The organism is Ruegeria sp. BG7 (assembly GCF_056535685.1).
This window is the reverse complement of record NZ_JBQFIU010000002.1, coordinates 278,856-294,729: the sequence shown is the minus strand read 5'-3', so window position 1 is coordinate 294,729 and position 15,874 is coordinate 278,856. Positions and strand designations below refer to the sequence as shown.

Below are 15,874 nucleotides of genomic sequence, written 5' to 3'. Positions count from 1 at the left end.
CTGTTTTTGCAAACGCCCCAGCCGGTTTCCACCGGCTGGGTTTTTTTTGCTCCAGCGGGACGTAAACCAAAGCCTTCCGTCACGTTTGAGTCAGACTGCTGACACCTACGTCTTTGAAAATCAGCCCAAGTTGTTTTCTGCGCCGCGCCAATTGCCGCGAGCAATCGCACAAACGGTTCAACTGCTTGCCAATGTCCTAAGCTACGCCTTGATCCCAGGCAATGTTCCTTGCGCGCGAACAAAGAACGTCCGCTATTTGCTTAGACTAATTCGTTAATTGAATCTGAAACTTACGCCTTACGCGCGTTTGAGTCCGGCTAGGACCGAGATCGCTATGACGCGGGGGCATTCAGGATTGGCTATTGAACCAATGTGCAGGTGGCGAAGTTGGGGACTTCTTCCTCGGCTAGCCCTTGGGACACGAGCGATAATGACAACGTTGTTGGGCTGAGTTGACTATGAAAGATCTGAGGCACCATGCACATTGGGAATGTCCGCAATGGGGACTGAATCGGCAAAGTCACGGTGACCAAGTCTTTGAACATCGTCCTTTTCCCAAGTCGTCGAGACACCAATCAGATCGACTTTCTGACGTTCCTATTTAAACATGGGACTTGCCGGAGATTGATGCAGGTTTGAGAAGGCAGCCGGATGGCTGCCTTCCATTGTTTGCAAGGGGTCAAAACGACCACTTGATACCGGCTTTTACAAACGGTCCCTGAGCGTCGTCACCAATCTCCTGTTCCGCGTTTACTTCCAGTTTCAGGCCGGATGCAAAGTCATGTTCATAGCCGACCAGGACACTGCCTCCGGTGAAGTCGGTACTGGGGAATACAAGCGTGTTGCTGCTTGAAAACACGGTAACATTAGCAGATGAATCGCCCAGATCGCGACGTACCACACCGCTGAGTTGACCGATTATGGCTCCGCCTTTGGTCACGGCTTTTTTGGCCTCGACGCCCAACTTGGCTTCGATCACCTCAGTTGTCGCGTCGCCTATCGTTGCATTTGCGAGTGAGCCGGTTTCAGTATAGCCATCGTCTTCTTGCCGAGTGTAGCGAACGTTGCCAAAGCCCAGGAGATCGAACTGGTTTTGCAAGTCGAATGAACGTTCGATACCTAGGTTCACCGTATAGAGAGTGGAGTCGTAGTCTCCATTTGCGTCAGGGCTGCCGTTAATTTCCCTTGTTTTGTCATTCGACAAGAAACCAACCCCAATATCTGCTTCTACCGTGTAGGCACCGAACTGGCGGCCAGCGGCAAAGCTTAGGTAAACAGCATCTGTGTCGAACGAAGTTGTGTCGCTGTCCCCATCGGCTGTGAACACGCCAATGCCAAAGGCCAAAGCTGTCCCATTTTCCAACTGCCCTGCGAAACCGAAACTGCCGTTCAGGATGTCTACATCCGTGTCCGTGGTGTCAGATTGCTCGAACCGTTTCGCTTGTGCGTCGACCATCACATAAGGGCGGAACGCATTTAAAGATCCGCCTGCGAAGGGCAGGCCTCGCGATACCTGAGCCGGAGCACTGTAACCCAACGCTTGCCCGGCATTGCCAACCACCCCACCGTATGTTGCGATGACATCACCCGATGTGAAAACATCCGCGGAGTCGACGCTTGCATAGACCGGGTTTGATCCGCCTTCGCCTTCAACGTACCAGGCCGACCTGTCATCGGACACGGTCGTCGTAAAGGTTCCGCTGTCCGTGGCAGCGTCTTCGAAGAAGAACACATTGCTGCCGCCGCGCGCGTCGAGGTTAACGTCATGAGCCGCAACCCGGATGGTACCGGTCACCCGATCCTCGGTATCGACGTTCAGCGTACCGGTACCGCCCTCCAGATAGATCGCATATGCGTCGCCATTTTCAGACAAAGCCGAAACCGTTCCGATGTCTGTTATCACCCCATCGAAGTTCTCGATGTAGATCCCAAGCGCATCCCCATCTGCACCAGAGGCCGTTGCAGATATCTCACCGCTGCTGGCAAGGGTTCCCTGCATGTCTTCGAGGTAAAGACCAAAGGCATCCGCCCCGTCGCCCAACGCCGTTGCGGTAATCGTGCCGCTGTTGGAAAGGCCGCCTTGCATAGTCTCGATATAGATGCCCGCAGCGATGGCAGCTGCGCTGCTGGTCGGATTTGTAAGCTCTACCGTGGCGCTGATGTTACCGGTGTTGGTCACTGAAGCTGTCACATCGTCATACAACAGGATGGCCTGCGCGCGCGCTCTCTCGACACCATTGGCGCTGACAGAGATGCTGCCGCTGTTGGACACACTGCCTGTGGTATCCCCACGGATGTAAACCCCACGGGCTGTTGCGTCTTCGCTGATCGAGACACTCACCGCATTGATTACGCCCGAGTTGGACAATGCGCCGTCGTAACCGTCTCGGATGAAGATGCCTCCATTATATGCCTCGGAGGCTTCATCGGAGCGAACCGAGATCGTTCCGGAGTTGGTAATGTCACCGGTCATGCCATCATTGACGTAAAAACCATAGGCGTCTGCATCGTCGGTGACATCGGTGCTGACTGCTGTAATCACACCCGAGTTCGAGAAGTCACCAGCCAGCGCGCCATCGATGTAGATACCGGCCGCGGTAGCATCGGTTTCGCCATTAGCGTTAACCGATATGGAACCGGAGTTGGCAATATTCCCGGTCATGTCGTCATTGACGTAGAAACCGAACGCTTCGACAGACTCCGTCTGATCCGTTCCGACAACCGTTACTGAACCTGAGTTGGTGAAGTTACCGGTGAAATCGCCGTCCAGATAGATGCCGCCCAGAGTAGCTTCGGAATACCCATCGGCGCGCGAGAAAATCGTTCCTGAATTGACGATGTTGCCGGTCACGTCGTCGTTGACATAAAGCCCGTAAGCCTCAGCCTCTTCGGTCTGATCGGTGGCAATCGCGGTGATCGAACCTGAATTGGTGAAGTTTCCGTCCAAAGCCCCGTCAAGGTAGAAACCGCCAACAGTAGCCGAAGTTTCTCCGTCACCTCGTGCTAAAACCGTACCGGAGTTGACAATGTCGCCGGTCGCGTCGCCGTCAACATAAAGCCCATAAGCCTCAGCCTCTTCGGTCTGATCCGTCGCAATTGCGGTAATGGAACCGGAGTTGGTGAAGTTTCCGTCAAAGTTTGAATCGAAGTAGAAACCGGCCACCGTCGCAGAAGAGGATCCATCCCCCTGCGCGTAAATCGTCCCGGAGTTGACGATGTTGCCGGTCACGTCGCCATCCACATACAGGCCGTAAGCCTCGGCTTCGTCATCTGTAATGTTGGTTGCGACGCTGTTTATCGAACCCGAGTTGTCAAAGTTACCCGTCAAATCGCCGTTGATGTAGAAGCCTGCGGCGGTCGCTGTTGTACCGTTTACAGCGCGTGTCTGCACGCTACCGCCGTTGAAGATATCGCCGTTGACGTCCTGGGAAACATAAAGGCCATAGGCCTCTGCGTCGTTGTCGCCTGAATCCGCTGTCACGGTGATTGAACCGGAATTCGAGAATCCGCCGTCCAAGTCATTACCAATATAGACGCCGTAAGCTTCGGCGCCGTCGTCAGGCGAGGTTGCGGATACTGAAATCGAACCAGAGTTTGAGAAAACTCCGATCAGGTCGTCCTTGAGGTGGAAGCCCGAAGCCGTCGCACTTCCTGTGCTGGTATTGGTGGCTCTGACAGTCAACGTACCGGAAGTGCTGATATTCCCCTGAACCGTATCTTGGATCAAAACAGCAGCGACGTCAGGATCGCGCAAAAATGGGGGCAAAGGTGGAAACGGAGCGGAAAACGCCTCGGTCGCGACAGCGACGATACTGCCGGAGTTATTGAAATTACCAGTCAGGCCACCGTCGAGATCGTATCCAAACGCTTCAACCGAAGACGAACTGCCAGCAGCCTGTGCGGTGACGGTGCCACCGTTGTTGATATTGCCAGTGACATCATCGCCAATACGGACACCGGCGGCGCGCGCAAAACTGCCGTTTTCGTTCGCCGTCGCAGTGATCGTGCCCGAGTTGTTCAGGTTACCGTTCAACTCCAGATCAATTTGAATGCCGGTTGCTGAAAGGGTTGATGCGTTCCTGGCTATGGCCTGAATCGTGCCGCTGTTGTTGAGGTTGGTATCGACGTCGAAGTCGAACATCAAACCCATTGCGGCTGCAAAAGTAGACGACCCCGAAGCGGTCGCAGATATGGTGCCAGTGTTTCGGATTAGTGCCGTCGATCCAACATCACCGGCAAACATCACCCCAACGGCCGATGCGCTGCTAGAGGCTGCGTTAGCATCTGCATTGATGGTGCCAGTGTTGACAAAAACGCCATCGGTTTGTCCGGCCAGCGTTACGCCACTTGCGGCCGCAAAACTTGTGCTGTTTACGTCGATGTCAATTGTGCCGTTGTTCACAATTTGACCCGTGGTCGCCAGATCGCCGTTCAACAGCAGGCCGGTCCCAACCGCCGCGCTTACAGATGGGCCGGAGATCCTGCCGTTGTTCGTTGCAATACTGCTGTAGTTTGTGTCGATCGTAACGGCCGGGCCACCGCTTGTTGTCAGGTCGACGGCTCCCGTAGATGTAACGGTGTGATTTTCGTCGGTGGTGACCGTTAGATTGGTGTTCTGTATCGATGAAATCGTATCTGCTGCTGTCATCCCCACGGACAGCGCAACCACCGAAACCGATGCGAGGAACACCGAAGGCGCCATACTCGCCACTGTCCCTTTCCATTTCACTACTCGACCGCCGCGGGCCACGTGGTTTTTCACGTGCCGCCCCAATTTCCCACTTTTCACTTATTACTCCCCTCGGAACTTTTTTTGTGTTCAGGGTGAGTGGGTAAAAATCGAGTGAGGCGTAAGTATGGCATTTTAACAAATTTGTCGTGAGTCTGGTGGCGTGGCGAGAAAGACACACAATATGCTGTTGCTTCGGGCGAGCTGCCGATGGATGGACGAGGTTTCGGGTTTGCTCTAACAAAAGTCGGCTCCCGCCAGTGGTGGGGAAGTAACCCGGCACGGTTAAAGCGTCACAATATGGAGTTCTCAGCGTGACCCAAGGCAAGCAGATCTCAGTCCAGGAAGCCTTTGAAAAAGGCATGGCGCTTTATCAAGGCAGTCAAATCAAACCGGCCTTTCAGTTGTTTTCGGACATTGTTCGCGCAGCCCCCCAATTTGCACAGGCGCATCAGATGTTGGGCTTGATTGCCTTCCAAACGGGTCAAACTGAGCCCGCAGTGAAGGCAATGACCGAAGCCGTTCGTTTGCAGCCTGAGAACGTGACCTTTCTGACGAATTTCACCGAAATCCTCCGTAGTGACGGACGTCTGGATCAAGCCTTAGAGGTCGGAACCCGCGCCGTCCGCTTGGCTCCGGGCAACGCCGCAGCGCATTCGAACCTTGGACTCGTCTTTTATGATCGAGGTGATCTCGCTGAGGCGCAGACCTCGCAAGAGCGCGCCCTGGCGCTTGACCCAGAGTTCGACCGGGCAATCAACAATTTGGGCAGTATCGCACGCGACAATGGCGACCGGACGCTGGCCGAGGAGTTTTATCGCAAAGCGCTAAAGATCAACCCTGATTCCGCTGAAACCGCGAACAATCTGATCTCGGTACTGATTGAAGAAGAGGATGTTTCTGAAGCTCGCGCCGTTGCTGAGGTTCAGCTTGAGCGTTTTCCACGTGACGCGGAAATGCACCGAAACTTTGGCCGGGTATTCCTGCTTGAGAACAATCTGGACAAAGCGGAAAGCGCGTTCCGGAACTCGATTTCCCTGAACGGCAAAAAGGCAGATAGCTATGTGGGGTTGTCGCAGGTTCTGTATGAAAAGAACCACCCGAAACTGGCTCTGATCGAGGCTGAACAAGCGCTGCGTCTTGATCACGAAAACGCGTCGGCGTGCCATCAGATTGGCATGGCCAAAGCAAATTTAGGGGATATTGAGGCGGCCATCAGGTATTACCGACAGGCATTGGAATTGAAACCCGACATGTCGTCCAGCAGGTTGGCTTTGGGGCATCTCGAAATTGAACGCGGCAATTTTGACACCGCCCGCGAGCATTTTGAACAAGCGGCCACGACTGCCAATGATAAACTGAATGCGATGATTGCTTTGTCTAAGCTGGAGAAAATCACCCCAGATAATTCTGTTTTTCAAGCACTGGAAAACGCTCTGCCCGACGCGTCGGCAATGCTGCCTCAGAAGGCGGCGGCTTTTCATTATGCCCTGGGCGAATGCTACGAAAAGCTAAAACGTCACGACGAGGCATTTCAACAGTTCAGGACCGGCGCAGGAATCAAACGCTCGACCATTGACTACGATCCGTCAGAAAACGATCGCCTGACCGATGATCTGATCAACACATTCGACGCTAGTATGATCGACCGGTTGCGAGAGTACGCGGTGCCCAGCGACCAGCCCATCTTTGTACTTGGGATGCCAAGGTCAGGGACAACCCTGACGGAATCCATTCTGAACGCGCATCCCCACGTGTTTGGCGCAGGAGAACTGAACGATCTGCAGAACATTTTCGGTCGGCTGGCTGATAGCAGCGCCAACGTGCCGCAAGCCGTTAAATCCATGCCTGGCGAAAAGCTAACCAAAAGAGCGGAGTCTTATATCGAGGCTCTCAGACAACATGCCCCGGATGCGTCCCGCATTGTCGACAAGATGCCAGCCAATTTTCAGCTTGTCGGTCTGATTCACGGCATCATGCCCAACGCCAAGATCATTCACGTCGTGCGTAACCCATTTGATACGTGCTTGTCCTGCTACACCCGGCTGTTCGAACGTAGCCAATATCACAGTTATGATCTGGTTGAGCTTGGCCGATACTACAAGAATTACGCCCGCATCATGACACATTGGCGCGAAACCCTACCTACCGGCTCGTTCCATGAGTTACGGTATGAATCCTTGGTTGATGACATCAACTCGGAAGCGCGCCGATTGATTGAGTATTGCGGTCTTCCTTGGCATGATGCGTGCCTTGACTTCCACAAGTCCAAGAGGCGGGTGCGTACGGCCAGTGTTCAGCAGGTGCGCCAGCCGCTTTATGCATCGTCCAAAGAAAAATGGCGCAAATATGAGGAACACTTGTTGCCGTTGGTTGATATGTTGAAGGACACATCTGAACAGCAAGGTACGATAGTTTAACTTAACTCAAGCTAACCAGACTTAGCGCTTGCCCCTGGCTGCACGTGACACAAAGGAAGGATCAACTGAGGGTAATCGAGTTCGCGCCAATCCCGAACGATAATCACAGCTGCTCGTGTGACGATGGCGTTTTCGATGAATTTCGCGACCGGATAGAACGCCGCCGCCATGTGTGATCAAGGCACACTCAGCCGCACGATTTGTTGAAGAGCTATTTTGTCTTGTAGTAGATCCGTCGCCATTCAAGCGATTGAGAAACCGACTACAGAAGTTAGCAAAACAGACCGATACAGGACCTGTGGCTTTAACGTGTCGCGCTTGGAAGGCAACGTCGTTCTACGCCGGTCCAATCTTGGGCTATACGTGAATCAAAGACTGTGCCTTGGCCGTGGCCCGGTCAGCGTTGGACGCGTCCCCCAACCCTTTGAAGGCGCGCGCAACGGCTCGCCAATTCTGCGCAGAAGTTGGTTTCAACGCAGTTCGTTCATTGGCCAGCGCCAGAGCGAGGTCAAACCGGCCTGCGCGAAGGGCTGCTTCCAGCAGTGTCCACCCGATAATGTCACGCTGAGCGAAAGAGCCACCCAAGCGATGGGTCATATATCGCACGGGCAACAACCGGTCGACACAGGCAGCGTAGTCCTCGTTCTTGAAATCCCGCATGGCCAGACAGAATGGCATCCCAATCTCGCGGCTCATTGCGACATTGGCGTCCGAGGCTTTTTTAAGATACCGCTCATTGGCCGACAGAAGCTTGTCCTGTGCCTCGGCCCGGTTATCCGACACGAAGGTCATCATAGCGTGGACATCGTTGAATGCGTAAAGCGTATCCTGGGCGGCGGGCTCCCACTTGTCGGCCAAGTGTTTCCACCGGTCCCCTGAACCCTGCCCGACGAGATTGATCCGCCACAACAAGGCCGCTGCGTCGAGTTCCTCGTATTTGTTTCCATCCTTCTGGCGGGAATCCAGATGGGTGTCGAAGATTTCGTAAACCCGATCATATTGTTCGATGTCGAGATGATAGAGCGCAGTGTGCCACCAAAGGTGATTGGCGAAATTGGACGTACCCCATTGGCTGGCCCGGTCGTTCATGAAGCGCACGCCGCCCAACTGACGGCCGCGCATTTCCATCACATGAGCCACGGCATGCACCGCATAAGGATGATCCGGGCGAATGGCCAAAGCCTGACGCGCCAGTTCCTCGGCGTGCGAGAAATCGCGGTTTTCCTCAAGCCCGAAGGCATAAAAACCCAGTACAAATTCGTAACCAGGAACACTTTCATCCCAAAGCGTTGAGGCGCGCGCCACGACATCGCGCTGCCCGGCAATGTCGCCCAGCAGAACATCGGTGTAATGGACCAGTTCCATCGCCAGCAGGTCCATTGGGTATTTGAACAGCACGGCCTCCCATTTCTGAACGGCCCCGTAGAAATCGCCGTTGACCCAGGCTTTGACGGCTTCGTAGTGACCGATCTCACGGTCATTGGCAGTGCTCAGGCGTTTTTCGGCCTGATCCAGCGCTTCGACCATCAGACCGTAGATTCGCGTTTCCATTGATTGCGTCAGCCAGCCCGCCTTGAACAGCCAGCCCATGATAAAATCAGGATGCTCGGCCAGAACGGTATCGATCTCGGCAATCGCATCGCCCCGAAACGACAGAGACATCTCGATTGCGCGTTCCAGCCCTTCGATGGCTTTTGTATCCGGGTATGAAACGGGAATTCCCCGGCAATCGAAGTAGGACTTTTGCACGGCAATCTCTTCAGATGCGTCCATCATAAGCATTCCCTCCAACTACGGCTGTAATCAGGGTGAATGTCTGACGTTCAAATGCAACCTTTTTTGCAGCACCTGACTTGAGATCTCGTATCTGAGATTCATGAACTTGGTCCTGAAAGATCATTCCTCGCCTGACTTCGAAAGATAGCCGCCCCGTGTCTGCGGCGTCTTCATGTTCAGCGCTTTGCCCGCCACCAGATTGCGCAGCATCTGGGCGGTGCCTCCGCCAATGGTGAACATGCGTGCATCACGCAACATCCGCTCGACGGGCGCGTTGCGCGAATAGCCCCGCGCACCATGCAATTGAAGGGCGTCATTGGTGACCTTCACGGCCATTTCCGAGGCAAACACCTTAGCTTGCGCCGCCAGCATTGGATCAGGAAAACCAGAGGTCTGCGTTTCAGCGCTGGCAGCGGCGCGCCAGATCATCATCCGTGCAGCGTCAATCTGCATCGACATGTCGGCGATCATCCACTGCAATCCCTGAAACTCAGCAATCGGGCGCCCGAACTGTTGCCGCTTTTTGACGAAATCAACAGCAGCCTCATAAGCCCCACGTGCAATGCCAAGCGCCACTGTCGCAGCCCCGACGCGTTGCGCGTTGTAGGCGTTCATCAGCCCGGCAAAACCGTGTTCCAGCCCATCGGGCGGGGTGATCAGGCGATCCATTGGCAGGCGGAGGTTATCCAGAATGACCTCGGTTTCCGGAATACCGCGCAATCCGAGTGTTGGTTCACGCGCACCAATTTTCAGCCCGTCTTCCCCAAGATAGGCCATAAAGCCGCCAATTCCTTTGAAGACGCCATCTTCGATCACGCGCGCGAAAATCAGATGCAGTTGAGAGACGCCGCCACCCGTGATCCAGTGTTTCTTGCCATTGAGGACCCAAGCATCACCATCCCGAACGGCGGTGCTTGTCATGTCGGTCGCCGCGCTGCCCGCCTCTGGCTCTGTGATACAAATGGCCGGCTTGTCACCACGCAGCACATGAGATGCAGCGCTCTGTTTCTGCTGTTGAGTACCATAGGCGATAATCGCCCCAACCGCGCCCATATTGCCTTCCACGGCGATCCGCCCGGACACGCCACATGCTGCAGACAGTTCCTCAACGACCAGCGCGACATCAAAACAGCTGCGACCCGGCCCGCCCAGAGCCTTTGGGACGCACATCCCCATGAACCCGGCCTCTGTCAGCGCCTGAACGACCTGTGTGGGATACTGCTCGGTCCTGTCGGTTTCAGCAGCAAGCGGGCCTGCCACCGTGCAGGCAATTTGGCGTGCCTTGGCCTGCAGGTCCCGCTGCCGATCGGACAAATCGAAACATGGGCCGCGTGGATGAATAGCGTCGTGGATCATGATGCATACGCCTTAAATACTGCGTATATCATAACAGAAACAGTAATTTTTATGTTAATTACTATTTCTTGTTTTTTACATGAGATTTTCTCATGTTAATTGCAGCGCCTCAATGAAGGTATCGATTACAAAATCTGACCGACCATCCGAGTTTGTCAGGGCCCCGATCTCACGGTGGAACACAGGGTCCCCAAAGGGCAGCGTTCGCAAGCGGTTCGAAAACGGGCGTCTTCCTTTGCAAACGGGTACGATGGACACGCCCAGCCCCTCGCCGACCAGGTTGGAGATCGCATCCAGCGAGTCGACCTCCATCGCGCGTTTCACCTCAACGCCTTGCGCCCGTAATTCTTCTTCGATGCTGTGACCGGCCCATGTCTTGCGATTAAACCAGATGAATGGATGATCTTGTAACAGGTCCTGCCATGTTTCCCCCTTGGCATGCGCAGGCGCAACGACAACAAAAGGCTCGCTGGCAATGCTGTGCCAATCCAAACTTGGGATGGGGTTCACCGGTTTGGTGCAAATTACGACGTCTACTTTCCCGTCCGCTAAACTGTCCGCCAGCGCCGATGAACTACCGTTTTTTACTTCGATCTTAAGTCTGGGATAGGTCGATTGCAACAGCTTCAACCCGGCTGGCAGGAAACTGGCCAAAGCCGTTGGAACAGCACCGATGGCCAGTTTCGACCTAACGAGCTCTCCACGCGCAATCGAGGCAGAGGTATCAAACAACTCCAGCGTTTTTTTTGCGTGTTCCGCCAAGGCTCGCCCCCGCGCCGTCGGAACCGGGGGGCGCTTGATCCGGTCGAAAAGCAAAACCCCTAACTCATCCTCCATCGCTTTGATTTGCAAACTGACAGCCGAGGGAGACAAGCCAATCACCTCGCCTGCAGCCGCGAAGGACTTTTGATCTATGACGACGACAAGTGTTCTGAGTTGGTTGATGTTCATAGGACAAGAGACTAGCAAAACTCGTTTTGCATTCGCAATTTCTCGTTGAACGACAAATCGATGACCAGATTGGACAGGTTTTTAGTCCGTTCAGGCAGTCTGCGAAGCGGTTCAATCGCAAACTTTTTAGATGGCAGAGTAACAGTGGAATTAGAGAGCGGTTTTCGTATCGGGATCTGGAGGAGATCACGGTCGAACGCGGCAATTCCCCACCATTACGAATTCCAGTTTTTGGCTGTTTTCCGAGAACGCAGGATAAGTGCGTCTAGTAAGGCGCTGACTCTGGCCGTTCCTAAAGGTTGCAACACATCCAGGCATAATCAAAAGTGGATGACCGCAGGGAATTTAATGGTCTTTTTATGATCATTTTGCTTATTACATAAAGCCCTTGTTAGTCGCCCTATCCGCTTCACCCATAGCAGCACCGTAGAGTCAAACATCGCGAACGGCAGTTTCCAGTGCCCTACTGGTCGCCCTCTCTTAAATCACGAGGTTCAAACAATGCCGGCAATCCCCGATCAGCCGAGCGTGACGCGCTGTTCTTGCGGAGCTATAAGCACCATCTCGAACGCGCCGTTTCGCTCGAGACGAACAGTCAGACTACACAAAATTCTCTTGTGTCTACCACCTGCCCTCACCATCTGACGTTTACCGTGGCGCTCCAGCGCTTGCTTCCATTTGCGACGAATGACGCGCCGCAAATCTACTGCGCCATTCTTCCGTGACGCGTGCCTTGGTTCTGGTCTCTTTGAAATGATCATGTTTGAGACTTCGAACTCACAATGAACGTGCAAGCCGGTTGCCGCCGCCTCATTCGCAATTTTGCGCAAGCGTCTGCCAGCCTCTGTGAATTTTGAAGCGGTATCTTTTTGTACCGTTGCGCGCCATTGCGACTGGCTGTTTCCGGGGCACAGGAACCAAAGCGACTACCTGTGCAACTGAAAAAGACGCGGACAGGTGTCCGCGTCTTTGAGAACAAGGTGGCTTGAAATCTTACCCGTGGGTAAGATCGTCTTCTTCGGGCAGTGCTTCAATAAAAGCCGAAATCGCTTCTTCCAGTTTGCTTCGATCCACCCGCGTAAAATCCAAATCATACTTTAACTCTATGCGCCCGCTCGAGGCGGAGCATTTTGCGACCCCTGCCCGTCCCGAAACCTGGAACGTCGTCTTTGCCCGCCGTGGCTTGCTGTTGCCTTCACTCGCCGGCTTCTTGCTCACACTAGGCTCTTGTTCTTCCAAGAACGATCTCAGTATCGCAACTTCCCGAGCACCATCACGATCTGGCTCATTCAACAACGTATCGGTCACACGTCGCACCAAGCCTGGCGTTGCGTCGAACTTTCGTTTCAGTTCTACTCCGACATTGCGCGGAATGTCATTCGGATGCATGAGCGCCTTGTCCATCATCATCAGCAAACTGGCAAAAGATCGTATGTAGCTGCGCTTGGTATAGCTTGCTGACTTGAAAAGTTTCGACACGGCCTTGTCCACATCGGGACATTCATTTGCGGGGTCTTCAGCATAAGCACGCGCCAACGCACCCATTTCAGCGAATGAGATATCCTTACGGATCAAGTTTTCATCCACCATCCGCCGATAACTATTGTCGAGGTCATTTGCCTCAGAAATACCGGCAGGGATCTTCGCGTATATTTCTTCGCCGGTTTCCTCAAACAGAGCTCGATATGCGGATAGTCGACGCATCCCTTGAATCAGTTCGAACCGACCATCCGCACGACGTTCAAGCCGTATCGGATTGGACAAACCGATATCGCGAATGGATGCCTTGAGCTCGTCCAACTCAGGGTCAGGGCCCGGCTTGCGATCTCGTGTCAGTTTTTCGGTTAGAACGTCGGCCAGTGCCACATGCTCTGTGACAAGCCCTTCGTTTCTCAAGCGAACCAGTTCATGCGCCAGTGCATCGTTCTCGGCACGAATGGTTTCTTCTGTTGATTGCTGATCCCGTAAAGCGTCAGCGTTTTCTGAAATCGCTGCGGCCATAGGGCCGCGTCGCTTTTTCAGAACTTTGTCCGGCACCTTGCCAACAGGAATGTCGTCCATGGCCGGTATATCGATATCGAACATTCTGCGCTTGCGGCTCATGCCTCATCCTCCAGCTTGTCCCAGGCCGACAGCATGACGTCCCGGAATTCCTCATACACATTGTCAAAAGTCGACCGAGCGCGGCGCCAGGTTTCCCGCGTCATCTCTCGGTAATCCATCTCATATACAGAACTGAGAAAGCGGCCGGACTGTTCAACCGCGCGCGTCATCTCGACCGGATGTTCGGCGACATGCTCACCAAAGACTTTCTTGAAAGCCTCAAACATCGCCAGGTGAAGGGCGTTACCAGGCTCGTACCGCGTCAGCAGGAACCGCAACTCGCAAAACGTTTTTGGCAGGCCGATCTTACCCGTGGGTAAGGTTTTGTCGAAACCGTAGGCCAGATCCTCCAAAGCTTCAGCAAGCTGACCGATAAAGGACGTGGTGGAATCGTATTCCCAATATCCGGGGCCTGAAGGGATATACAGCATGTCTGCCGCGAAAACCGCGTTCATCGACTGATACCCGATGGCCGGCGGGCAATCGAAAATGATCAGGTCATACGCGTCGTCGGGTATCTGATCCAAGTATCGAGACACCGCTGCAAAGAATGACCATTCGGGGTTTAGGTGCCGGTACTGGGCCGAGGCAAACTCGACGAAAGCTGCGTTAGCGCAGGACGGGATCGCATCGATGGTGGACCAGGACGTCTTGCGAATGAAGTCAGAGATCCTCAGGTCACCAAGACCCATATCTGTAATTGCTGGCGGCAACTCGCGGCGGGGCAGGGCGGTTCCCGAATGCGCGGCGACAGGGCGGTTGTTCATGCGCTCCGTCTCGCGGATAAGGTCACGCGCCATGATCCCCCAGACAGTATAGTCTTCTGCAACATCCGTCAGGCCCATCGAATGGCTCAAGGTCGCTTGCGGGTCAAAGTCCACCACCAGAACACGATACCCGTCCAGCGCTGACGCATGCGCAAGATGCAGCGCCACGGTCGATTTGCCGGCACCGCCCTTGAAGTTGGCGACGGCTGCACGAATAGCGCGCTTGCCTTCCGGGCGTGGGGGCATGAGGGACTTGCGGTTCACTTTGAGGCGGCGGCGCAACTCATTCACCTCTTCCAGGCTGAACCAGCGCTGACGACCGTCGGGCTCGACCTCGCCACCAGGCAGCGAAGGATCCGCCGCCAGCTTGCCACGGAAAGTCGATTGATTGACCCGGAAGATCAGCTCGGACACCTCCCAGCTGGAAAACCGGCGGAGTGTTTTCTCCATCTCGGGGCTAAAGGTCTGCTGGCGGATCCAACCCTGCAGCTTAAGGGATTGGTTACGCAATGCGTTCAGGTCTTCGTGCGTGTACATGCCTCGGGTCTCTTTGTTTGGAACGTAAATTTCTGTTCGTTTTCTATTTACGACCGATTTGCACTTTACGCAAAAGAAAATATGATGAGACTGTAATCTTACCCACGGGTAAGAAAACAAAGCCTTTAGGGGTTGGAATCGATTCGGCAGACCTACCGTGCCGCCACATGGAACACAGACCCTCACACCCCGGTATTTAGGGGGACAACTTAGACCCAAAACCCATATATAGGGGGACACAAAGGGCAAATAAGGGGACAACCAAGATGTCCCCCCTCACCAATACTTCACCAGATTCTTTTTTAAATTTGAATTGGAATGGGCGCAAATTTCGCCTGAATTCAGACTCTTCTTGACAGAATCGAAGCTTTGGACGCTAATTAGGCCAAGATGACGAAAAGCGTTGGCAAACGGCGCGAAAACGGCGGGGAAAACCCGTCTGAGGCAGATGAAGCGGTGAGAACGGGTATGCAGCTGGCTAAACCGGTCGGGCGTAATGCAGCGGCCTTGAAATATGATATACTCTCTGCGCTGACCGTTCATGCGTTGTCCGGAGACAAACATCGACAGCGCAGTATCCTGCGCATCATTGCTTTGATTACGACCCGATATAACTGGCGAAGCAATGAATTGTCGATCGGGCGTGAAGAAATTGCGCGCCTTTGGACAGTGAACGAAAGGACGGTAAAGCGCGAAATGTCCAAATTTCGCGCATTAGGCTGGGTAACGGTCAAAAGACCCGCGGCGCGTGGCAGAGTTGCCGTTTACGAAATTGACCTCAAGCAGATCATGATCGACACGCAAGAGGTCTGGCCGGTCATAGGTTCTGATTTCCACGCGCGAATGACAGATGAGCCTGAAGCGGAAACAAACATCGTGCCTTTCGCAATCAAGCCTGCAACCAGCGAAGTTGGCGAGGGTGATGTATGGTCACAGGTTCAGTCGATTCTTCACGGTCGCGATCCTGAACTTTGGGCCAGTTGGTTTCAGCACCTGTCCGAAGGTGAAAGGGCAGGGGGGTCTGTGACCCTTAATGCGCCGTCGCGGTTCATGGCCGACTACATCTCGCAAAAGTGGAGCCAGCGTTTGCTTGCGGCGTATAGCCGGGTGGATCCCGCTGTCAGAGTTGTGCGCGTGGAATCAACCGAGTGAAGCCTGCCGGACTGATGTGAGCGGGTCTTGACCAAAAGCCTTCACTGAACGGGAAAGACTGATCCAAGTGGATAAAGTGTACG

8 protein-coding genes are annotated in these 15,874 nt (G+C 54.2%); 2 read left to right on the top strand and 6 right to left on the bottom strand.

Annotation, left to right across the window (positions count from 1 at the left end):
• Positions 1 to 679: 679 nt before the first annotated feature.
• A complete protein-coding gene (locus tag ACR3EH_RS19280; protein ID WP_253762124.1) occupies positions 680 to 4,702 on the bottom strand; it encodes a beta strand repeat-containing protein in 4,023 nt (1,340 codons plus the stop codon).
• Positions 4,703 to 5,043: 341 nt separating this feature from the next.
• On the opposite strand from ACR3EH_RS19280, the gene ACR3EH_RS19275 reads away from it, so the two are divergent.
• Positions 5,044 to 7,149 (top strand): tetratricopeptide repeat-containing sulfotransferase family protein, encoded by a 2,106-nt coding sequence (locus ACR3EH_RS19275; RefSeq protein WP_171187210.1) that lies wholly within the window; start codon positions 5,044 to 5,046, stop codon positions 7,147 to 7,149.
• Positions 7,150 to 7,506: 357 nt separating this feature from the next.
• On the opposite strand, the gene ACR3EH_RS19270 is transcribed toward ACR3EH_RS19275, so the two are convergent.
• From ACR3EH_RS19270 to ACR3EH_RS19250, 5 genes are all read right to left on the bottom strand, one after another.
• Positions 7,507 to 8,925 (bottom strand): tetratricopeptide repeat protein, encoded by a 1,419-nt coding sequence (locus ACR3EH_RS19270; RefSeq protein ID WP_216600472.1) that lies wholly within the window; start codon positions 8,923 to 8,925, stop codon positions 7,507 to 7,509.
• Positions 8,926 to 9,045: 120 nt separating this feature from the next.
• Entirely contained in the window at positions 9,046 to 10,281 is a 1,236-nt protein-coding gene (gene acdA / locus ACR3EH_RS19265; RefSeq protein ID WP_171676173.1) for a 3-sulfinopropanoyl-CoA desulfinase, read from the bottom strand.
• Positions 10,282 to 10,371: 90 nt separating this feature from the next.
• Positions 10,372 to 11,232, bottom strand: a complete 861-nt coding sequence (locus ACR3EH_RS19260) for a LysR family transcriptional regulator (protein WP_171676171.1) — start codon at positions 11,230 to 11,232, stop codon at positions 10,372 to 10,374.
• 993 nt (positions 11,233 to 12,225) lie between these two features.
• Positions 12,226 to 13,335, bottom strand: a complete 1,110-nt coding sequence (locus ACR3EH_RS19255; RefSeq protein ID WP_171676169.1) for a ParB/RepB/Spo0J family partition protein — start codon at positions 13,333 to 13,335, stop codon at positions 12,226 to 12,228.
• A complete protein-coding gene (locus ACR3EH_RS19250) occupies positions 13,332 to 14,639 on the bottom strand; it encodes an AAA family ATPase (RefSeq protein WP_171676167.1) in 1,308 nt (435 codons plus the stop codon). The genes ACR3EH_RS19255 and ACR3EH_RS19250 overlap by 4 nt, the downstream gene beginning before the upstream one ends.
• 390 nt (positions 14,640 to 15,029) lie before the next feature.
• On the opposite strand from ACR3EH_RS19250, the gene ACR3EH_RS19245 reads away from it, so the two are divergent.
• Positions 15,030 to 15,791 (top strand): DnaA N-terminal domain-containing protein, encoded by a 762-nt coding sequence (locus ACR3EH_RS19245; RefSeq protein WP_253746649.1) that lies wholly within the window; start codon positions 15,030 to 15,032, stop codon positions 15,789 to 15,791.
• Positions 15,792 to 15,874 lie beyond the last annotated feature (83 nt).

Excerpts from the sequence above, each read along its gene's own strand:
- ACR3EH_RS19280 (WP_253762124.1), bottom strand. The coding sequence starts at position 4,702 with ATGGCGCCTTCGGTGTTCCTCGCATCGGTTTCGGTGGTTGCGCTGTCC.
- ACR3EH_RS19270 (WP_216600472.1), bottom strand. The coding sequence starts at position 8,925 with ATGATGGACGCATCTGAAGAGATTGCCGTGCAAAAGTCCTACTTCGAT.
- acdA (WP_171676173.1), bottom strand. The coding sequence starts at position 10,281 with ATGATCCACGACGCTATTCATCCACGCGGCCCATGTTTCGATTTGTCC.
- ACR3EH_RS19260 (WP_171676171.1), bottom strand. The coding sequence starts at position 11,232 with ATGAACATCAACCAACTCAGAACACTTGTCGTCGTCATAGATCAAAAG.
- ACR3EH_RS19255 (WP_171676169.1), bottom strand. The coding sequence starts at position 13,335 with ATGAGCCGCAAGCGCAGAATGTTCGATATCGATATACCGGCCATGGAC.
- ACR3EH_RS19250 (WP_171676167.1), bottom strand. The coding sequence starts at position 14,639 with ATGTACACGCACGAAGACCTGAACGCATTGCGTAACCAATCCCTTAAG.
- ACR3EH_RS19245 (WP_253746649.1), top strand. The coding sequence starts at position 15,030 with ATGACGAAAAGCGTTGGCAAACGGCGCGAAAACGGCGGGGAAAACCCG.